This window comes from Lysinibacillus sp. FSL K6-0075 (genome assembly GCF_038592945.1).
In the GTDB taxonomy this organism is placed as follows: domain Bacteria; phylum Bacillota; class Bacilli; order Bacillales_A; family Planococcaceae; genus Lysinibacillus; species Lysinibacillus fusiformis_F.
The window spans coordinates 112042-133298 of sequence record NZ_CP151947.1; the positions used below are offsets into that span (position 1 = coordinate 112042).

9 protein-coding genes, 11 tRNA genes and 6 rRNA genes are annotated in these 21257 nt (G+C 44.6%); 24 read left to right on the forward strand and 2 right to left on the reverse strand.

Annotated features, from left to right (window positions below; all coding sequences use genetic code 11):
* Positions 1-2: 2 nt before the first annotated feature.
* The 20 genes from dusB (at position 3) to rrf (MHB65_RS00635) (ending at position 14847) form a co-directional block, all read left to right on the forward strand.
* Positions 3-1043 carry a tRNA dihydrouridine synthase DusB gene (gene dusB / locus MHB65_RS00540; protein ID WP_205446382.1) on the forward strand — a complete coding sequence of 347 codons (1041 nt, stop codon included), beginning with the start codon at positions 3-5 and terminating at the stop codon, positions 1041-1043.
* Between the two features lie 177 nt (positions 1044-1220).
* On the forward strand, positions 1221-2723 hold the full coding sequence (gene lysS / locus MHB65_RS00545) for a lysine--tRNA ligase (RefSeq protein ID WP_342442149.1): 1503 nt from the start codon (positions 1221-1223) through the stop codon (positions 2721-2723).
* A gap of 208 nt (positions 2724-2931) precedes the next feature.
* Complete coding sequence (locus tag MHB65_RS00550) at positions 2932-3213, forward strand: hypothetical protein (RefSeq protein WP_205446384.1); 282 nt, start codon at positions 2932-2934, stop codon at positions 3211-3213.
* A 772-nt stretch (positions 3214-3985) separates the two neighbouring features.
* A 16S ribosomal RNA gene (locus tag MHB65_RS00555) occupies positions 3986-5537 on the forward strand.
* A 180-nt stretch (positions 5538-5717) separates the two neighbouring features.
* A 23S ribosomal RNA gene (locus MHB65_RS00560) occupies positions 5718-8645 on the forward strand.
* A gap of 115 nt (positions 8646-8760) precedes the next feature.
* A 5S ribosomal RNA gene (gene rrf, locus MHB65_RS00565) occupies positions 8761-8876 on the forward strand.
* A 10-nt stretch (positions 8877-8886) separates the two neighbouring features.
* Positions 8887-8962: transfer RNA gene (locus tag MHB65_RS00570), tRNA-Val, on the forward strand.
* Between the two features lie 3 nt (positions 8963-8965).
* Positions 8966-9041, forward strand: a tRNA-Thr gene (locus MHB65_RS00575).
* Positions 9042-9048: 7 nt separating this feature from the next.
* Positions 9049-9124 (forward strand) — tRNA-Lys (locus MHB65_RS00580).
* 18 nt (positions 9125-9142) lie between these two features.
* Positions 9143-9227: transfer RNA gene (locus MHB65_RS00585), tRNA-Leu, on the forward strand.
* Positions 9228-9262: 35 nt separating this feature from the next.
* A tRNA-Gly gene (locus MHB65_RS00590) sits at positions 9263-9337 on the forward strand.
* A gap of 5 nt (positions 9338-9342) precedes the next feature.
* A tRNA-Leu gene (locus tag MHB65_RS00595) sits at positions 9343-9431 on the forward strand.
* A 7-nt stretch (positions 9432-9438) separates the two neighbouring features.
* A tRNA-Arg gene (locus MHB65_RS00600) sits at positions 9439-9515 on the forward strand.
* A 9-nt stretch (positions 9516-9524) separates the two neighbouring features.
* Positions 9525-9601: transfer RNA gene (locus MHB65_RS00605), tRNA-Pro, on the forward strand.
* Positions 9602-9616: 15 nt separating this feature from the next.
* A tRNA-Ala gene (locus tag MHB65_RS00610) sits at positions 9617-9692 on the forward strand.
* A gap of 143 nt (positions 9693-9835) precedes the next feature.
* A 16S ribosomal RNA gene (locus MHB65_RS00615) occupies positions 9836-11387 on the forward strand.
* A gap of 94 nt (positions 11388-11481) precedes the next feature.
* Positions 11482-11558: transfer RNA gene (locus MHB65_RS00620), tRNA-Ile, on the forward strand.
* A 12-nt stretch (positions 11559-11570) separates the two neighbouring features.
* Positions 11571-11646, forward strand: a tRNA-Ala gene (locus MHB65_RS00625).
* 90 nt (positions 11647-11736) lie between these two features.
* Positions 11737-14664 (forward strand): 23S ribosomal RNA (locus MHB65_RS00630).
* A gap of 67 nt (positions 14665-14731) precedes the next feature.
* Positions 14732-14847: ribosomal RNA gene (gene rrf / locus MHB65_RS00635) — 5S ribosomal RNA — on the forward strand.
* Together the 16S, 23S and 5S rRNA genes with 11 tRNA genes alongside form the textbook arrangement of a ribosomal RNA operon.
* 99 nt (positions 14848-14946) lie before the next feature.
* Here the strand turns inward: rrf (MHB65_RS00635) and MHB65_RS00640 are convergent.
* A complete protein-coding gene (locus MHB65_RS00640) occupies positions 14947-15618 on the reverse strand; it encodes a LytTR family DNA-binding domain-containing protein (RefSeq protein ID WP_205446385.1) in 672 nt (223 codons plus the stop codon).
* 214 nt (positions 15619-15832) lie between these two features.
* On the opposite strand from MHB65_RS00640, the gene aceA reads away from it, so the two are divergent.
* Positions 15833-17116 (forward strand): isocitrate lyase, encoded by a 1284-nt coding sequence (gene aceA, locus MHB65_RS00645; protein WP_205446386.1) that lies wholly within the window; start codon positions 15833-15835, stop codon positions 17114-17116.
* A gap of 112 nt (positions 17117-17228) precedes the next feature.
* Positions 17229-18827 carry a malate synthase A gene (gene aceB / locus MHB65_RS00650; RefSeq protein WP_205446387.1) on the forward strand — a complete coding sequence of 533 codons (1599 nt, stop codon included), beginning with the start codon at positions 17229-17231 and terminating at the stop codon, positions 18825-18827.
* Positions 18828-19098: 271 nt separating this feature from the next.
* Here the strand turns inward: aceB and MHB65_RS00655 are convergent, their stop codons facing one another.
* Positions 19099-19764: an O-methyltransferase gene (locus MHB65_RS00655; protein WP_342442150.1), complete on the reverse strand. Its 666-nt coding sequence runs from the start codon at positions 19762-19764 to the stop codon at positions 19099-19101.
* Positions 19765-19893: 129 nt separating this feature from the next.
* On the opposite strand from MHB65_RS00655, the gene MHB65_RS00660 reads away from it, so the two are divergent.
* Positions 19894-20787: a LysR family transcriptional regulator gene (locus MHB65_RS00660; RefSeq protein WP_342442151.1), complete on the forward strand. Its 894-nt coding sequence runs from the start codon at positions 19894-19896 to the stop codon at positions 20785-20787.
* A 72-nt stretch (positions 20788-20859) separates the two neighbouring features.
* Positions 20860-21255 (forward strand): GntR family transcriptional regulator, encoded by a 396-nt coding sequence (locus tag MHB65_RS00665; RefSeq protein WP_342442152.1) that lies wholly within the window; start codon positions 20860-20862, stop codon positions 21253-21255.
* Positions 21256-21257: the final 2 nt, after the last annotated feature.

A 21257-nucleotide genomic window follows, 5' to 3' on the forward strand; every position in this document is an offset into this window, starting at 1 on the left:
CGTTGGGTCAGTCAACAGAGAAGCCATTTCAAATTGGCGATATTGTCATGGACAATCGAGTAGTATTAGCGCCAATGGCTGGGATTTGTAACTCTGCTTTCCGATTAACGGTTAAGGAGTTTGGTGCAGGTCTCGTATACGCTGAAATGATTAGTGATAAGGGCATTGTTCAAAAAAATGAAAAAACATTAGGTATGCTTTATATCGATGAACGTGAAAATCCTCTGTCATTGCAAATCTTTGGTGGGGATAAAGCAACCTTAGTGGAAGCAGCGAAATATGTGGATGAAAATACAACTGCTGATATTATTGATATCAACATGGGATGCCCTGTTAATAAAATCATAAAATGTGAAGCGGGTGCACGCTTGCTACTTAATCCAGATAAAGTATATGAAATGGTAGCGGCTGTTGTGGATGCCGTCAAAAAACCAGTTAGCGTAAAAATGCGTATTGGCTGGGACGAAGAGCATATTTTTGCAATTGAAAATGCCCAAGCTGTGGAGCGGGCAGGTGCATCTGCAGTAGCAGTTCATGGTCGTACACGTGTACAAATGTATGAAGGTAAAGCGAACTGGGATTACATTCGTCAAGTGAAGGAAAATGTCAGCATTCCTGTGCTTGGTAATGGGGACGTGGAAACACCACAAGACGCGAAACGCATGCTTGAAACTACAGGTGTAGATGCAGTAATGATTGGACGTGCTGCTTTAGGTAATCCATGGATGATCTACCGTACGGTTCAATACCTAGAAACAGGTGAATTAAAAGAAGAACCAGGTGTACGTGAAAAAATGGATGTATGTCTATTACACTTTGAACGACTTCTTCAATTAAAAGGAGAAGGAATTGCAGTTCGGGAAATGCGTAAACATGCATCATGGTATTTAAAAGGGATTCGCGGCAATGGTAAAGCACGCAATGCTATTAACCAAACTGAAACTGCGGCAGAGCTTCGCGCATTGTTAAATGGTCTTGTACAGGAGTATGAAGAAAGCGAATCTAAATTGATTGTTCCAGAAGCCAAAGAATTAATTATATAGATACATGATGGGCATCTCTACAATTTGGTAGAGACGCCTTTTAGCTGCAACTTAAATTTTTCGAATTATTAATTATTTTGTATTAGGTTGAAAATAAACTGAAACAGATGATTACAGCACTAAAATTGTGTACAATAGAAATATTATGGACGTAAACGCGGACAATTTACTTAAGGAGTGAAACAAGTGTCAAATATAGAAGAATTAAATGATCAACTATTGGTGAGACGCCAAAAGATGACAACTATACTAGAAAACGGACAAGATCCATTTGGAAGCCGTTTTGAGCGTACACATTTATCCACAGAAGTACGTGAGCAATTTGCAGATCAAACAAAAGAGCAGCTTGAGGAAAACCTTCAAGAGGTTATTATTGCGGGCCGTATTATGACGAAACGTGGTAAAGGAAAAGCTGGATTTGCGCATATTCAGGATTTAAGTGGTCAAATTCAAATTTATGTTCGCCAAGATCATGTAGGCGAAGAAGCGTATGAATTATTTAAACAAGCTGATTTAGGAGACATCGTAGGTGTGCGCGGTAACGTATTCCGTACACAAGTGGGAGAACTTTCTGTAAAGGCTGAGGAATTCACGTTCCTGACAAAAGCGCTACGTCCTATGCCAGAGAAATTCCATGGCTTACAGGATGTTGAGCAACGTTATCGCCAACGTTACCTAGATTTAATGACAAACGAAGATAGCAAAAAAACATTTATCACTCGTTCTAAAATTATCCGTGCAATCCGTAATTATTTAGATAATGCTGGATACTTAGAAGTAGAAACACCAATGCTTCACACAATTGCTGGTGGCGCAGCTGCTCGTCCATTTATTACGCATCACAATGCACTTGATATGGAATTATATATGCGAATTGCCATCGAATTGCACTTAAAACGTTTAATCGTTGGTGGTTTAGAGAAAGTTTACGAAATCGGACGTGTGTTCCGTAATGAAGGAATTTCTACACGCCACAACCCTGAATTTACAATGATTGAACTATACGAAGCATATGCTGATTATCAAGATATCATGTCTCTAACTGAAAACCTTATTGCACATGTTGCCCAAGAAGTTCTAGGTACAACAACAGTTCAATATGGAGAAGATCAAATTAATCTTGCGGTAGGTTGGAAACGAGTTCACATGGTAGATGCTGTAAAAGAGGCAACGGGTGTAGATTTCTGGCAGCCAATGACAAAAGAACAAGCACAAGCGCTTGCTAAAGAGCATGGAGTAGAAGTGAAGGATGTTCATGAAGTAGGTCATATTATCAATGAATTCTTTGAACAGAAAGTAGAAGAGACACTTGTACAGCCTACATTCGTATTTGGTCATCCAGTAGAAATCTCACCTCTTGCGAAGAAAAATCCAGAGGACGAGCGTTTTACAGATCGCTTTGAGTTATTCATCGTTCGTCGTGAACATGCAAATGCCTTCACGGAGTTAAATGACCCAATCGACCAACGCCAACGCTTTGAAGCGCAATTAGCAGAAAAAGAAGCAGGTAATGATGAGGCACATGAAATGGACAATGATTTCATTGAAGCATTAGAATACGGTATGCCTCCAACAGGTGGTCTAGGTATCGGTATTGACCGCTTAATCATGCTACTAACAAATTCACCATCAATTCGTGATGTATTATTGTTCCCAACAATGCGTCATATTACAAAATAGTAAATTGTAGTGTAGGTTTTTCATAGAGCTATAAAAGAGCAGTAATGTATGAAGAGGAGAATTCACAAGATAAGTGAATTCTCTTCTTTTTGTTCAATGAAAAAAATTAAGTTGTTTAAACGTTGATTAAATTTAGGTTATACTTTTATAGTTCTATGTTTTTCAATACAATAAGTATAAAAAAGAAGTATTTTATTGGGGGCTTATAATGAATTACAAAATTATTAACAAACAAGTATTTGAACAGGCACAATTACGTTCTGTTTCCGATGTTCCATTTACGGAGGAAGAGCTCGAGCATGGTATGAAATTAGTCGTTGCTAAAAAAGACGAGACGCTTACCTTATATTTAGTGGAAATAGATGGCCACAAGAAATTTGAAGTTCGTTGGGATGATTCTTCTGAAATCTTCAGTGGCTGGTATTCCGCATGGGATAATTTCTTATGGTGCTTAAACATAGTCGATCCTCAAAGTAATGACATAAAATAGGGGCATCTTAGAAATAAGCAGGCGCTAAAGTACAGAAGACGTACTTTAGCGCCTGCTTATTTTAGGTTGGGATTGAAGTAACATAGATTGTAGTTACAGTTATAGTTATTATGAAGGAATAAACGGTTTTGTATGATTTGTAGTTTTTATCAAGGAAGAAGGACATCTGTAAAAGAATGATCTCTTATATAAAGTAATGATTTTGTTAGCTACAACTACCAACTTTAAGAGCTATAAAATTATTAGTATTTTAATTTTAAATGTTGAGATTTAATAGAAAGAGATGTATAGTAAAACAAATAATTAAGTAAGAAACGAGAATACGATAATTAAAACTCTCGTAAATGCAAAAAATAGCTTATAAAATCAATTTTATTAAAATAAAATAGAATTTGTGTAAAAAACACTTGCGAAGTTTTTTATAACGTGATAAATTATTACTTGTCGTTAAGACAACGCAATTAACAACATCGAGCTTCAAAAATGAATTTGAAAAAAGATGTTGACAGAAATAAATGATTATAATATAATATAAAAGTTGTCTCTGATAATTTTTGAATAACTTTTTAGAAAAAGTGTTGACAACGAAATGAAGAAATGTTATAATATAAAAGTTGCTGTCGAAAGATGGTTACGAAATGAACCTTGAAAACTGAACAAGCAAAACGTAATCAATAAAGTTTTAAGTAGCTAGCTTCGGCGAGTGAACGAAACAAAAATTTTGGACATCAAAATTGATGCCAGCAAAACAATTTGAGCTAATCAAATTTCTTTTATGGAGAGTTTGATCCTGGCTCAGGACGAACGCTGGCGGCGTGCCTAATACATGCAAGTCGAGCGAACAGAGAAGGAGCTTGCTCCTTCGACGTTAGCGGCGGACGGGTGAGTAACACGTGGGCAACCTACCCTATAGTTTGGGATAACTCCGGGAAACCGGGGCTAATACCGAATAATTTGTTTCACCTCATGGTGAAACACTGAAAGACGGTTTCGGCTGTCGCTATAGGATGGGCCCGCGGCGCATTAGCTAGTTGGTGAGGTAACGGCTCACCAAGGCGACGATGCGTAGCCGACCTGAGAGGGTGATCGGCCACACTGGGACTGAGACACGGCCCAGACTCCTACGGGAGGCAGCAGTAGGGAATCTTCCACAATGGGCGAAAGCCTGATGGAGCAACGCCGCGTGAGTGAAGAAGGATTTCGGTTCGTAAAACTCTGTTGTAAGGGAAGAACAAGTACAGTAGTAACTGGCTGTACCTTGACGGTACCTTATTAGAAAGCCACGGCTAACTACGTGCCAGCAGCCGCGGTAATACGTAGGTGGCAAGCGTTGTCCGGAATTATTGGGCGTAAAGCGCGCGCAGGTGGTTTCTTAAGTCTGATGTGAAAGCCCACGGCTCAACCGTGGAGGGTCATTGGAAACTGGGAGACTTGAGTGCAGAAGAGGATAGTGGAATTCCAAGTGTAGCGGTGAAATGCGTAGAGATTTGGAGGAACACCAGTGGCGAAGGCGACTATCTGGTCTGTAACTGACACTGAGGCGCGAAAGCGTGGGGAGCAAACAGGATTAGATACCCTGGTAGTCCACGCCGTAAACGATGAGTGCTAAGTGTTAGGGGGTTTCCGCCCCTTAGTGCTGCAGCTAACGCATTAAGCACTCCGCCTGGGGAGTACGGTCGCAAGACTGAAACTCAAAGGAATTGACGGGGGCCCGCACAAGCGGTGGAGCATGTGGTTTAATTCGAAGCAACGCGAAGAACCTTACCAGGTCTTGACATCCCGTTGACCACTGTAGAGATATAGTTTCCCCTTCGGGGGCAACGGTGACAGGTGGTGCATGGTTGTCGTCAGCTCGTGTCGTGAGATGTTGGGTTAAGTCCCGCAACGAGCGCAACCCTTGATCTTAGTTGCCATCATTTAGTTGGGCACTCTAAGGTGACTGCCGGTGACAAACCGGAGGAAGGTGGGGATGACGTCAAATCATCATGCCCCTTATGACCTGGGCTACACACGTGCTACAATGGACGATACAAACGGTTGCCAACTCGCGAGAGGGAGCTAATCCGATAAAGTCGTTCTCAGTTCGGATTGTAGGCTGCAACTCGCCTACATGAAGCCGGAATCGCTAGTAATCGCGGATCAGCATGCCGCGGTGAATACGTTCCCGGGCCTTGTACACACCGCCCGTCACACCACGAGAGTTTGTAACACCCGAAGTCGGTGAGGTAACCTTTTGGAGCCAGCCGCCGAAGGTGGGATAGATGATTGGGGTGAAGTCGTAACAAGGTAGCCGTATCGGAAGGTGCGGCTGGATCACCTCCTTTCTAAGGATTATTTCGGAATACAAACCTTGGGTTTGTAAGATTACGTTTTGCGTTCAGTTTTGAAGGTTCATTCTTCTGAATGAAATGCTTCAAAACTTGTTCTTTGAAAACTGGATAAAACGACATTGAAATTGTAACAAACACATTTATTTTTTAAGTTTTTTATAGGCTTAATAACTTGGTTAAGTTATTAAGGGCGCACGGCGAATGCCTTGGCACTAGGAGCCGAAGAAGGACGGCACTAACACCGATATGCTTCGGGGAGCTGTAAGTGAGCTTTGATCCGGAGATTTCCGAATGGGGGAACCCACTACGTTTAATCGCGTAGTATCTTGACGTGAATACATAGCGTCTTGAAGGCAGACCCAGGGAACTGAAACATCTAAGTACCTGGAGGAAGAGAAAGAAAAATCGATTCCCTGAGTAGCGGCGAGCGAAACGGGAAGAGCCCAAACCAAGAGGCTTGCCTCTTGGGGTTGTAGGACACTCAATACGGAGTTACAAAAGAGCGAGTTAGATGAAGCGACTTGGAAAGGTCCGCCAGAGCAGGTAAAAGCCCTGTAGTCGAAAGTTCGTTCCCTCCTGAGTGGATCCTGAGTACGGCGGAACACGTGAAATTCCGTCGGAATCCGGGAGGACCATCTCCCAAGGCTAAATACTACCTAGTGACCGATAGTGAACCAGTACCGTGAGGGAAAGGTGAAAAGCACCCCGGAAGGGGAGTGAAAGAGATCCTGAAACCGTGTGCCTACAAGTAGTTAGAGCCCGTTAATGGGTGATAGCGTGCCTTTTGTAGAATGAACCGGCGAGTTACGATTACGTGCGAGGTTAAGCTTTAGAAGGCGGAGCCGCAGCGAAAGCGAGTCTGAATAGGGCGAAATAGTACGTGGTCGTAGACCCGAAACCAGGTGATCTACCCATGTCCAGGGTGAAGGTGAGGTAACACTTACTGGAGGCCCGAACCCACGCACGTTGAAAAGTGCGGGGATGAGGTGTGGGTAGCGGAGAAATTCCAATCGAACTTGGAGATAGCTGGTTCTCTCCGAAATAGCTTTAGGGCTAGCCTCGTGATGAGAATACTGGAGGTAGAGCACTGTTTGGACTAGGGGGCCATCCCGGTTTACCGAATTCAGACAAACTCCGAATGCCAGATATTTATACACGGGAGTCAGACTGCGAGTGATAAGATCCGTAGTCAAAAGGGAAACAGCCCAGACCACCAGCTAAGGTCCCAAAGTAATCGTTAAGTGGAAAAGGATGTGGCGTTGCACAGACAACCAGGATGTTGGCTTAGAAGCAGCCATCATTTAAAGAGTGCGTAATAGCTCACTGGTCGAGTGACGCTGCGCCGAAAATGTATCGGGGCTAAACGATTCACCGAAGCTGTGGATTGACATCTACGATGTCAGTGGTAGGAGAGCGTTCTAAGTGCGTTGAAGTCAGACCGGAAGGACTGGTGGAGCGCTTAGAAGTGAGAATGCCGGTATGAGTAGCGAAAGACGGGTGAGAATCCCGTCCACCGTATGACTAAGGTTTCCTGAGGAAGGCTCGTCCGCTCAGGGTTAGTCGGGACCTAAGCCGAGGCCGATAGGCGTAGGCGATGGACAACAGGTTGATATTCCTGTACCACCTCCTCACCGTTTGAGAAATGGGGGGACGCAGTAGGATAGGGTAAGCGCGCTGTTGGATATGCGCGTCCAAGCAGTAAGGCGTGTGTGTAGGCAAATCCGCACACTGTAACGTTGAGCTGTGATGGCGAGTCCGTATGGACGAAGTTCCTGATTTCACACTGCCAAGAAAAGCCTCTATCGAGGTGAGAGGTGCCCGTACCGCAAACCGACACAGGTAGTCGAGGAGAGAATCCTAAGGTGTGCGAGAGAACTCTCGTTAAGGAACTCGGCAAAATGACCCCGTAACTTCGGGAGAAGGGGTGCTCTTGAGCGTGCAAGCGCATGAGAGCCGCAGTGAATAGGCCCAGGCGACTGTTTAGCAAAAACACAGGTCTCTGCAAAACCGTAAGGTGACGTATAGGGGCTGACGCCTGCCCGGTGCTGGAAGGTTAAGAGGAGTGGTTAGCGCAAGCGAAGCTGCGAATTGAAGCCCCAGTAAACGGCGGCCGTAACTATAACGGTCCTAAGGTAGCGAAATTCCTTGTCGGGTAAGTTCCGACCCGCACGAAAGGCGTAACGATCTGGGCACTGTCTCAACGAGAGACTCGGTGAAATTATAGTACCTGTGAAGATGCAGGTTACCCGCGACAGGACGGAAAGACCCCGTGGAGCTTTACTGTAGCCTGATATTGAATTTTGGTACAACTTGTACAGGATAGGTAGGAGCCAGAGATCTCGGAGCGCCAGCTTCGAAGGAGGCGTCGGTGGGATACTACCCTGGTTGTATTGAAATTCTAACCCATGCCCCTTAGCGGGGCAGGAGACAGTGTCAGGCGGACAGTTTGACTGGGGCGGTCGCCTCCTAAAAGGTAACGGAGGCGCCCAAAGGTTCCCTCAGAATGGTTGGAAATCATTCGTAGAGTGTAAAGGCACAAGGGAGCTTGACTGCGAGACCTACAAGTCGAGCAGGGTCGAAAGACGGGCTTAGTGATCCGGTGGTTCCGCATGGAAGGGCCATCGCTCAACGGATAAAAGCTACCCCGGGGATAACAGGCTTATCTCCCCCAAGAGTCCACATCGACGGGGAGGTTTGGCACCTCGATGTCGGCTCATCGCATCCTGGGGCTGTAGTCGGTCCCAAGGGTTGGGCTGTTCGCCCATTAAAGCGGTACGCGAGCTGGGTTCAGAACGTCGTGAGACAGTTCGGTCCCTATCCGTCGTGGGCGTAGGAAATTTGAGAGGAGCTGTCCTTAGTACGAGAGGACCGGGATGGACACACCGCTGGTGTACCAGTTGTCTTGCCAAAGGCATCGCTGGGTAGCTATGTGTGGACGGGATAAGTGCTGAAAGCATCTAAGCATGAAGCCCCCCTCAAGATGAGATTTCCCATTACGCAAGTAAGTAAGATCCCTCAAAGACGATGAGGTAGATAGGTTCGAGGTGGAAGTGTGGTGACACATGGAGCTGACGAATACTAATCGATCGAGGACTTAACCAAAAAAGTTTGAAACATTCAATGCATCGTTTATCCAGTTTTGAAAGAACAAGAAAGTTTTGAAAAAAGCTTGCATTTATAATGAAATATGTTATAATAAATCTTGTCTTTTAAAAAGTCTAGTGATGATGGCAAAGAGGTCACACCCGTTCCCATACCGAACACGGAAGTTAAGCTCTTTAGCGCCGATGGTAGTTGGGGGCTTCCCCCTGTGAGAGTAGGACGTCGCTAGGCATATTACCCAGGAGGATTAGCTCAGCTGGGAGAGCATCTGCCTTACAAGCAGAGGGTCGGCGGTTCGAGCCCGTCATCCTCCACCATATGCCGGTTTAGCTCAGCAGGTAGAGCAACTGACTTGTAATCAGTAGGTCGTGGGTTCGATTCCTATAGCCGGCACCATTTTTTCGAGCCATTAGCTCAGTTGGTAGAGCATCTGACTTTTAATCAGAGGGTCGAAGGTTCGAGTCCTTCATGGCTCACCATTTTTGAAATAATAATAAGCGGGTGTGGCGGAATTGGCAGACGCACTAGACTTAGGATCTAGCGCCGCAAGGCGTGGGGGTTCGACTCCCTTCACCCGCACCATTATTTTCATTGCCAGATAAAAAACTTATGCACATGCGGAAGTAGTTCAGTGGTAGAACACCACCTTGCCAAGGTGGGGGTCGCGAGTTCGAACCTCGTCTTCCGCTCCAAATGTGCCGGGGTGGCGGAACTGGCAGACGCACAGGACTTAAAATCCTGCGGTAGGTGACTACCGTACCGGTTCGATTCCGGTCCTCGGCACCATTTTAATGCGCCCGTAGCTCAATTGGATAGAGCGTCTGACTACGGATCAGAAGGTTATGGGTTCGACTCCTGTCGGGCGCGCCAAAAGAACAACGGGAAGTAGCTCAGCTTGGTAGAGCACTTGGTTTGGGACCAAGGGGTCGCAGGTTCGAATCCTGTCTTCCCGACCATTTCCTATAAATTATGGGGCCTTAGCTCAGCTGGGAGAGCGCCTGCCTTGCACGCAGGAGGTCAGCGGTTCGATCCCGCTAGGCTCCACCAAGTCAATTTATGAACCTTGAAAACTGAACAAGCAAAACGTAATCAATAAAGTTTTAAGTAGCTAGCTTCGGCGAGTGAACGAAACAAAAATTTTGGACATCAAAATTGATGCCAGCAAAACAATTTGAGCTAATCAAATTTCTTTTATGGAGAGTTTGATCCTGGCTCAGGACGAACGCTGGCGGCGTGCCTAATACATGCAAGTCGAGCGAACAGAGAAGGAGCTTGCTCCTTCGACGTTAGCGGCGGACGGGTGAGTAACACGTGGGCAACCTACCCTATAGTTTGGGATAACTCCGGGAAACCGGGGCTAATACCGAATAATTTGTTTCACCTCATGGTGAAACACTGAAAGACGGTTTCGGCTGTCGCTATAGGATGGGCCCGCGGCGCATTAGCTAGTTGGTGAGGTAACGGCTCACCAAGGCGACGATGCGTAGCCGACCTGAGAGGGTGATCGGCCACACTGGGACTGAGACACGGCCCAGACTCCTACGGGAGGCAGCAGTAGGGAATCTTCCACAATGGGCGAAAGCCTGATGGAGCAACGCCGCGTGAGTGAAGAAGGATTTCGGTTCGTAAAACTCTGTTGTAAGGGAAGAACAAGTACAGTAGTAACTGGCTGTACCTTGACGGTACCTTATTAGAAAGCCACGGCTAACTACGTGCCAGCAGCCGCGGTAATACGTAGGTGGCAAGCGTTGTCCGGAATTATTGGGCGTAAAGCGCGCGCAGGTGGTTTCTTAAGTCTGATGTGAAAGCCCACGGCTCAACCGTGGAGGGTCATTGGAAACTGGGAGACTTGAGTGCAGAAGAGGATAGTGGAATTCCAAGTGTAGCGGTGAAATGCGTAGAGATTTGGAGGAACACCAGTGGCGAAGGCGACTATCTGGTCTGTAACTGACACTGAGGCGCGAAAGCGTGGGGAGCAAACAGGATTAGATACCCTGGTAGTCCACGCCGTAAACGATGAGTGCTAAGTGTTAGGGGGTTTCCGCCCCTTAGTGCTGCAGCTAACGCATTAAGCACTCCGCCTGGGGAGTACGGTCGCAAGACTGAAACTCAAAGGAATTGACGGGGGCCCGCACAAGCGGTGGAGCATGTGGTTTAATTCGAAGCAACGCGAAGAACCTTACCAGGTCTTGACATCCCGTTGACCACTGTAGAGATATAGTTTCCCCTTCGGGGGCAACGGTGACAGGTGGTGCATGGTTGTCGTCAGCTCGTGTCGTGAGATGTTGGGTTAAGTCCCGCAACGAGCGCAACCCTTGATCTTAGTTGCCATCATTTAGTTGGGCACTCTAAGGTGACTGCCGGTGACAAACCGGAGGAAGGTGGGGATGACGTCAAATCATCATGCCCCTTATGACCTGGGCTACACACGTGCTACAATGGACGATACAAACGGTTGCCAACTCGCGAGAGGGAGCTAATCCGATAAAGTCGTTCTCAGTTCGGATTGTAGGCTGCAACTCGCCTACATGAAGCCGGAATCGCTAGTAATCGCGGATCAGCATGCCGCGGTGAATACGTTCCCGGGCCTTGTACACACCGCCCGTCACACCACGAGAGTTTGTAACACCCGAAGTCGGTGAGGTAACCTTTTGGAGCCAGCCGCCGAAGGTGGGATAGATGATTGGGGTGAAGTCGTAACAAGGTAGCCGTATCGGAAGGTGCGGCTGGATCACCTCCTTTCTAAGGATTATTTCGGAATACAAACCTTGGGTTTGTAAGATTACGTTTTGCGTTCAGTTTTGAAGGTTTATGAAATATAATAAAACTTCTAAGAGGGCCTATAGCTCAGCTGGTTAGAGCGCACGCCTGATAAGCGTGAGGTCGATGGTTCGAGTCCATTTAGGCCCACCATATATACCTCTTGGGGCCTTAGCTCAGCTGGGAGAGCGCCTGCCTTGCACGCAGGAGGTCAGCGGTTCGATCCCGCTAGGCTCCACCATTTTTTTGTTCTTTGAAAACTGGATAAAACGACATTGAAATTGTAACAAACACATTTATTTTTTAAGTTTTTTTATAGGCTTAATAACTTGGTTAAGTTATTAAGGGCGCACGGCGAATGCCTTGGCACTAGGAGCCGAAGAAGGACGGCACTAACACCGATATGCTTCGGGGAGCTGTAAGTGAGCTTTGATCCGGAGATTTCCGAATGGGGGAACCCACTACGTTTAATCGCGTAGTATCTTGACGTGAATACATAGCGTCTTGAAGGCAGACCCAGGGAACTGAAACATCTAAGTACCTGGAGGAAGAGAAAGAAAAATCGATTCCCTGAGTAGCGGCGAGCGAAACGGGAAGAGCCCAAACCAAGAGGCTTGCCTCTTGGGGTTGTAGGACACTCAATACGGAGTTACAAAAGAGCGAGTTAGATGAAGCGACTTGGAAAGGTCCGCCAGAGCAGGTAAAAGCCCTGTAGTCGAAAGTTCGTTCCCTCCTGAGTGGATCCTGAGTACGGCGGAACACGTGAAATTCCGTCGGAATCCGGGAGGACCATCTCCCAAGGCTAAATACTACCTAGTGACCGATAGTGAACCAGTACCGTGAGGGAAAGGTGAAAAGCACCCCGGAAGGGGAGTGAAAGAGATCCTGAAACCGTGTGCCTACAAGTAGTTAGAGCCCGTTAATGGGTGATAGCGTGCCTTTTGTAGAATGAACCGGCGAGTTACGATTACGTGCGAGGTTAAGCTTTAGAAGGCGGAGCCGCAGCGAAAGCGAGTCTGAATAGGGCGAAATAGTACGTGGTCGTAGACCCGAAACCAGGTGATCTACCCATGTCCAGGGTGAAGGTGAGGTAACACTTACTGGAGGCCCGAACCCACGCACGTTGAAAAGTGCGGGGATGAGGTGTGGGTAGCGGAGAAATTCCAATCGAACTTGGAGATAGCTGGTTCTCTCCGAAATAGCTTTAGGGCTAGCCTCGTGATGAGAATACTGGAGGTAGAGCACTGTTTGGACTAGGGGGCCATCCCGGTTTACCGAATTCAGACAAACTCCGAATGCCAGATATTTATACACGGGAGTCAGACTGCGAGTGATAAGATCCGTAGTCAAAAGGGAAACAGCCCAGACCACCAGCTAAGGTCCCAAAGTAATCGTTAAGTGGAAAAGGATGTGGCGTTGCACAGACAACCAGGATGTTGGCTTAGAAGCAGCCATCATTTAAAGAGTGCGTAATAGCTCACTGGTCGAGTGACGCTGCGCCGAAAATGTATCGGGGCTAAACGATTCACCGAAGCTGTGGATTGACATCTACGATGTCAGTGGTAGGAGAGCGTTCTAAGTGCGTTGAAGTCAGACCGGAAGGACTGGTGGAGCGCTTAGAAGTGAGAATGCCGGTATGAGTAGCGAAAGACGGGTGAGAATCCCGTCCACCGTATGACTAAGGTTTCCTGAGGAAGGCTCGTCCGCTCAGGGTTAGTCGGGACCTAAGCCGAGGCCGATAGGCGTAGGCGATGGACAACAGGTTGATATTCCTGTACCACCTCCTCACCGTTTGAGAAATGGGGGGACGCAGTAGGATAGGGTAAGCGCGCTGTTGGATATGCGCGTCCAAGCAGTAAGGCGTGTGTGTAGGCAAATCCGCACACTGTAACGTTGAGCTGTGATGGCGAGTCCGTATGGACGAAGTTCCTGATTTCACACTGCCAAGAAAAGCCTCTATCGAGGTGAGAGGTGCCCGTACCGCAAACCGACACAGGTAGTCGAGGAGAGAATCCTAAGGTGTGCGAGAGAACTCTCGTTAAGGAACTCGGCAAAATGACCCCGTAACTTCGGGAGAAGGGGTGCTCTTGAGCGTGCAAGCGCATGAGAGCCGCAGTGAATAGGCCCAGGCGACTGTTTAGCAAAAACACAGGTCTCTGCAAAACCGTAAGGTGACGTATAGGGGCTGACGCCTGCCCGGTGCTGGAAGGTTAAGAGGAGTGGTTAGCGCAAGCGAAGCTGCGAATTGAAGCCCCAGTAAACGGCGGCCGTAACTATAACGGTCCTAAGGTAGCGAAATTCCTTGTCGGGTAAGTTCCGACCCGCACGAAAGGCGTAACGATCTGGGCACTGTCTCAACGAGAGACTCGGTGAAATTATAGTACCTGTGAAGATGCAGGTTACCCGCGACAGGACGGAAAGACCCCGTGGAGCTTTACTGTAGCCTGATATTGAATTTTGGTACAACTTGTACAGGATAGGTAGGAGCCAGAGATCTCGGAGCGCCAGCTTCGAAGGAGGCGTCGGTGGGATACTACCCTGGTTGTATTGAAATTCTAACCCATGCCCCTTAGCGGGGCAGGAGACAGTGTCAGGCGGACAGTTTGACTGGGGCGGTCGCCTCCTAAAAGGTAACGGAGGCGCCCAAAGGTTCCCTCAGAATGGTTGGAAATCATTCGTAGAGTGTAAAGGCACAAGGGAGCTTGACTGCGAGACCTACAAGTCGAGCAGGGTCGAAAGACGGGCTTAGTGATCCGGTGGTTCCGCATGGAAGGGCCATCGCTCAACGGATAAAAGCTACCCCGGGGATAACAGGCTTATCTCCCCCAAGAGTCCACATCGACGGGGAGGTTTGGCACCTCGATGTCGGCTCATCGCATCCTGGGGCTGTAGTCGGTCCCAAGGGTTGGGCTGTTCGCCCATTAAAGCGGTACGCGAGCTGGGTTCAGAACGTCGTGAGACAGTTCGGTCCCTATCCGTCGTGGGCGTAGGAAATTTGAGAGGAGCTGTCCTTAGTACGAGAGGACCGGGATGGACACACCGCTGGTGTACCAGTTGTCTTGCCAAAGGCATCGCTGGGTAGCTATGTGTGGACGGGATAAGTGCTGAAAGCATCTAAGCATGAAGCCCCCCTCAAGATGAGATTTCCCATTACGCAAGTAAGTAAGATCCCTCAAAGACGATGAGGTAGATAGGTTCGAGGTGGAAGTGTGGTGACACATGGAGCTGACGAATACTAATCGATCGAGGACTTAACCAAAACGTTTGAACCATTCAATGCACGTTTATCCAGTTTTGAAAGAATAATTCTTTCAATTTAATACATGTCTAGTGATGATGGCAAAGAGGTCACACCCGTTCCCATACCGAACACGGAAGTTAAGCTCTTTAGCGCCGATGGTAGTTGGGGGCTTCCCCTTGTGAGAGTAGGACGTCGCTAGGCAAATGAAAGACCAGAGAATTTTTTCTCTGGTCTTTTTGCTGTATTCAAATTGAAGAAAGTTTAAAATAGGCTGTCTCTCAAAAAAGACAGCCTATATGCTTAAAACTCAAGAGCATGTCGAAGATCATTTATATAGGATTGACTCACTGGTAACTCACTTCCATCAATTAATGTAACAATAAAATTTGACGTTAAATCACGGGCCATTTTTTTGATGAAATGTATATTTACTATGTAAGATCTATGGATACGAATAAAACATGACGGTAATCTTAATTGAAGTTCTTTAAGCGTAATGCTCGTTTTAAACTGCTCACCATCTACATAAAACCATGTCTTTTTCTGTAGGCTTTCTATATGAGAAATTTTATTGATTGCCACAGGACTCCATTCCTCCTCTTGCTTTCCAGTTAAAAATTGAAACGGTTCTGCTTTTTTTGTTGTAAAAGATGACGGTAAGACAATGACTAGTGCAGCAGGCTTATTTTGAATGTATATGGGGTAACCAATGCCGTAATATGGCGTTTCGAATAGGGAATTATCTAATACGGCATCTGTTTTTTTGTGAGTCTGTAACACTTGGTAAGCAATACTCCCAGGTAATACTTGTTGACCTACCTCTAATTGAATACTTGTATGGCCAGAGTGAAAATAAATATAAGAATTTTCAACAGCAATTGCAATGGATGAATCAGCAGGAATCCAGTCTTTCAACATAAAAATATATTGTTGTGAAATATCTTTTACGAAAGAATTTAACTCATTGTTCATTGTGAATAGCCCCCTTGTTTGTAAACAGTCTTCCAAATTTCATCGTCAAAAAAGGTAGTTTTATCCTTAAAATTTGATCTTTTATCGAAAAATAATGAAAATTCAAACAGTCTGTTATATATTAATTTACAACAAATAAACCTGTTATGGAACAGATAATTAAAAGTTTTTTAACAGAGTATATTGTACACAAAGGGGAAGGTGGAATTTCAATATGTCAACTCGTCAAGAAAGAATCGAAGCTTTAGAAAAACAATGGGCTGAAAACCCACGCTGGGCTGGTATTGAACGCACATATTCAGCTGAAGAGGTTGTTAAATTACAGGGTACTGTAGTAATTGAACAAACATTAGCACAAAAAGGTGCTACTCGACTTTGGAATTCATTACATGAGGAACCGTTTATTAATGCATTGGGGGCATTAACGGGGAATCAGGCAGTACAACAAGTAAAAGCTGGATTAAAGGCTATCTATCTATCAGGATGGCAAGTAGCTGCAGATGCAAACCTGTCTGGACAAATGTATCCTGACCAATCATTATATCCTGCTAACTCTGTACCAGCAGTAGTAAAACGAATTAATCAAGCACTTCAACGTGCAGATCAAATTGATCATGCTGAAGGACGTGTCGATCAATTTGATTGGTTCGCACCAATCGTAGCAGATGCAGAAGCAGGTTTTGGTGGACCTCTGAACGTATTTGAGCTTGTAAAGGGTATGATTGAAGCTGGAGCAGCTGGTGTTCACTTAGAAGATCAATTAGCTTCCGAAAAGAAATGTGGACATCTTGGAGGTAAAGTATTACTTCCAACGCAAAATGCTGTTCGTAACTTAGTTGCTGCGCGTTTAGCAACAGATGTTATGGGTGTAGATACAATTCTAATCGCGCGTACCGATGCTGATGCTGCTGATATGGTTACTTCAGATATTGATCCACGTGATGCAGAGTTCATCACTGGTGAACGTACACCTGAAGGCTTCTTCCGTACAAAACCAGGTATCAAACAAGCAATTGCTCGTGGTTTAGCTTACGCACCATATGCAGATTTAATTTGGTGTGAAACTTCTAAACCATCACTTGAGGAAGCACGTGAATTTGCTGAAGCTATTCATGCAGAATTCCCAGGTAAAATGCTTGCATACAACTGCTCACCTTCATTCAACTGGAAAGCAAATCTTTCAGAAGAAGAAATTGCAGAGTATCAACGCGAACTTGGTAAATTAGGTTATAAATTCCAGTTTGTTACTTTAGCAGGTTTCCATGCACTTAACCACTCTATGTTTGAGCTTGCTCATGACTATAAAGATAATGGTATGGCTGCATATTCTAAGCTACAGCAAGCAGAGTTTGCTTCTGAGTCTAAAGGTTATACAGCTACACGTCACCAACGCGAAGTAGGTACTGGATACTTTGATGAAATCTCTCAAGTTATTTCAGGTGGTACTTCTTCTACAACAGCGATGGCAGGTTCTACTGAAACAGAACAGTTTGTATAAGTCGCCGTTTAAATACGTGTTTTCCTAAATTCATAATCATAGAATAGTCTCCTCCGCTCCTCCTAAAGCGGAGGATGACGAAACTAAAATGGCAAAGGTGGGTAAACAACTAATGGAACAAGCAACGACAGGTAAGCTTAAAATTGTTGGAGAACAAAACGAGCAAACTAATGAAATTTTAACACCTGAAGCTCTTGAGTTTGTTCTTGCCCTGCACGAAAAATTTGATGCTCGCCGTAAGGAGCTGTTGGAGGCTCGACAAGAACGCCAAAAACGCCTTGATGCGGGAGAGAAACTGGACTTCCTACCAGAGACAAAGCATATTCGTGAAGGTGATTGGGTAATTGCACCACTTCCAAATGACTTGCAAGATCGCCGTGTTGAAATTACAGGGCCAGTTGATCGGAAGATGGTTATTAATGCGTTAAATTCTGGAGCAAAAATGTTTATGGCATGCTTTGAGGATGCATCTTCTCCGACATGGGAAAATATGATTGGTGGTCAAATTAATATGCGTGATGCTATTAATAAGACGATTGAATTTACACAAGCATCCAATGGTAAAACATATAAATTAAATGATGAAACAGCAGTGCTGTTAGTTCGTCCACGAGGTCTACACTTGCTTGAGAAGCATGTACTAGTCGATGGAGAGCCGATTTCAGGCAGTTTCTTTGACTTCGGTTTATATTTATTCCACAATGCCAAAAACGCGCTGGCACAAGGTACAGGACCATATTTCTATCTACCTAAGCTTGAAAGCCATTTAGAGGCTCGACTATGGAATGATGTCTTTGTGTTTGCCCAAGATTATATTGGTATTCCACAGGGGACAATAAAAGCTACTGTATTAATCGAAACGATTTTAGCCGCGTTTGAGATGGATGAAATTTTATTTGAGTTACGTGAACATTCAGCTGGTTTGAATTGTGGTCGCTGGGATTATATTTTCAGCTACATTAAACGTCTACGCAATCAAGCTGAAGTTATTTTGCCAGACCGTGGGCAAGTAACGATGACGGTACCTTTCATGAAAGCCTATACATCTTTATGTATTCAAACATGTCACAAGCGGAATGCACCAGCAATGGGCGGAATGGCAGCACAAATTCCTGTTAAAAATGATGATGAGGCGAATGCGGTAGCATTTGCAAAGGTTGCAGAAGATAAACGTCGTGAGGCAACAGATGGGCATGACGGTACTTGGGTAGCACATCCTGGTATGGTTGCAACAGCGATGGAGCAATTTGATGCTATTATGACAACGCCTAACCAAATTCATAAAAAACGTGAAGATGTACACGTATCTGCCGAAGATTTAGTAGCGGTACCAGAAGGAACAATTACAATTGAAGGTCTTCGTATTAACTGTAGTGTTGGTGTACAATATATTGCTTCATGGCTTCGAGGTAACGGAGCTGCACCAATCAATAACTTGATGGAGGATGCTGCAACAGCAGAGATCTCTCGTACACAAGTATGGCAATGGATCCGTCATCCGAAAGGTATCTTAGATGATGGACGTGGTATTACATTAGCGTTTGTTTTAGAAATATTGGAAGAAGAACTTGTGAAAATTAAAGAGGCTGTTGGGGAACAAGCCTATAACAGTGGTCGCTATGAAGAAGCTGCTGAACTGTTTAAATCCTTAATTGAACAAGATGAATTTGCGGAATTCTTGACACTTCCAGGGTATGAAAAATTAGCGTAAAATACAAGTCTACTATCCAACATATCAAACTTTCCTAATAACTATGGATTGCACTCGGGTACAATCCAGCCTATTCCACTAACATAACGTGACGGGGTCTGTTCCCCCGTTTAAAGAGATGAGCACGCTTGAATTAAAAGGGGTCTATTAATAAAAGTTAAGAGATTTTAAGGGGTGAAAGATGTCTTGCTAGCTTAGATGGGGAGCAGTAAGGCATCTTTTTATAGTACATCCGCGTAACGGTTATTTAAGTTACGCGGATTTTTCTATTCTAGTTTACTATGGCTAGCACAAAACCGTCATACCCTTTCACACCAACTGTTTGTATGGCTGTTGCTTCGATTCTAGGGCATTCTTTTAGTAAATCCATAAATTTCTGTACGCCTCTAACACGTTCATCCTCACTATTTTCATCAGTTACCGCACCATTGCGCACTACATTATCTGCGATGATGATAGCGCCAGGGTGAGCTAATTTTAACGCCCACTGCAAGTAAGCAGGGTTATTGGGTTTATCGGCATCAATAAAGATAAAATCGAATAATAGTTCAGCTTTTTTTAAGTTTGGTAATATATCTAGGGCATTTCCTACAATGACCTCAACCTGTTGTTCATAGCCTGCATTCTCTATATTTTGCTTAGCGACTGAAGCATACTCTTCATTAATTTCTAAAGTCACTATTTTACCTTCTTGAGGAAGAGCTTGGGCTAAGCAAATACTGCTATAGCCACCAAGTGTGCCAATTTCTAAAATATTTGCTGCGCCTTTCATTTTAGCGAGTAAATATAATAGTTTGCCTTGAGTAGGGGATACGTCAATCTCTGGAATACCTGCAGCTTTATTAGCCTGTAGTACAGCATTAAGGTGTTCGTTTTCTGGTAGGAGCTTATTCATAAAATAGTCATCTACATGTTGCCAAACATTTAACTCTGTCATTATACAGTCCTCATTTCACTATGTTTTAAAGTGCAAGCTTGCCAATAAAGTGTATGATAGAATGAATCATAATAAAAATATATTATTATTATTTATACATAACTATAGATTATGAATTGAGGTTATATCATGAATAGTCATGGCTTAAAATTGTTTTATCAAGTTGCTGTTACAGGCAGTTTTACAAAAGCTGCAGAAATTCTATGCATAAGCCAGCCTGCCGTTTCAAGTCAAATCAAACGTTTTGAACATGAAATTGGCGTCCAGCTATTTCAGCAACAGGGACGTGGTGTAGTACTTACTGAATTCGGTGTGACACTGGCAGAAAAAGCGCAAAATCTGATCGCACTTGAACAACACATTGAAACATTTATAGAAGATTACCGACTTGCAAGAGCAGGGAATTTACACATTGTGGCTACCTATTTACCTGCCAATTTTTTAATTCCTAAATGGGCAGCTACTTTCAAGGCTGCAAATGAACAGGCGAATTTAATGATTACAACGACCAATACAAAGGATGCCTTTGAACAGTTAATAAACTATAAAGCGGATATGGCCATTTATGGTGGAGGAATGTCTGAAAGACCTAAAGAAATAGAGTGGGAGGAATTATATGAGGATGAATTATGGTTTGTAGTGTCACCAAATAATCGTTATGCACATCAATCTATTACATTAGTTGAAATGTTTCAGGAGCCTTTTATTATGAGAGAAGTAGGGAGTTCGATGAGAGAGCATCTTTTCTCATTATGTCAAACATACCAAGTGAAACCACCAAAAATCGCCCTGCAATTTAATGGCATCAATGAAACAATTCGCTCTGTTATGGCAGGCTATGGTGCAAATTTTATTTCTTCTCTTGCAGTTAGAGAGTACGTAGAGAGTGGGCATTTGGCAAGGGTTTATGTGAAGGATATACATGCTGTCAAACATAAAATTGCGATTTGCACAAGGAATAATGAGAAGCAGAATTTACTTGTACAAAAATTTATTGAAACCATTAAAAATTCCCCCATTTAAAAATTTGTATCTCATGCAAGATGGAAGGAAATTTGTTATATTAGTTATATAACAAATATGGAGCTGATAAACATGTTTATTCAAATAGAATTTCAATCAGACGTACCTATTTATGAGCAGGTGACACGTCAAATTATTGAAGGAATTGCAAGAGGAGAAATGAAACCAGGCGATACTTTACCATCTGTGCGGAGTTTAGCTGCTGATTTAGGTGTCAATATGCATACGGTTAATAAGAGCTACCATGAATTAGAGGCGAAAGGGATTATTACCATTCGACCAAAATCTGGAGCTATTATAAGTTCAACAGAGGAGAGAGCTTTAACACCTGAGCAATTACGACAAATCGAAAAGAATTTGAAACCTGTTGTGGCAGAAGGAATGGTGCTCGGCGCAACAGCTGAACAAATTGAGCACATGATGAAAAAAGTATTCGCTGATTTGCAAATTCCAGCAGAGGGAGTGTAGCA

Bases quoted from the DNA above. Each gene is read 5' to 3' on its own strand.
- MHB65_RS00665 (WP_342442152.1), top strand. From the start codon at position 20,860: ATGTTTATTCAAATAGAATTTCAATCAGACGTACCTATTTATGAGCAG.
- aceA (WP_205446386.1), top strand. From the start codon at position 15,833: ATGTCAACTCGTCAAGAAAGAATCGAAGCTTTAGAAAAACAATGGGCT.
- MHB65_RS00660 (WP_342442151.1), top strand. From the start codon at position 19,894: ATGAATAGTCATGGCTTAAAATTGTTTTATCAAGTTGCTGTTACAGGC.
- MHB65_RS00655 (WP_342442150.1), bottom strand. From the start codon at position 19,764: ATGACAGAGTTAAATGTTTGGCAACATGTAGATGACTATTTTATGAAT.
- MHB65_RS00640 (WP_205446385.1), bottom strand. From the start codon at position 15,618: ATGAACAATGAGTTAAATTCTTTCGTAAAAGATATTTCACAACAATAT.
- aceB (WP_205446387.1), top strand. From the start codon at position 17,229: ATGGAACAAGCAACGACAGGTAAGCTTAAAATTGTTGGAGAACAAAAC.
- MHB65_RS00550 (WP_205446384.1), top strand. From the start codon at position 2,932: ATGAATTACAAAATTATTAACAAACAAGTATTTGAACAGGCACAATTA.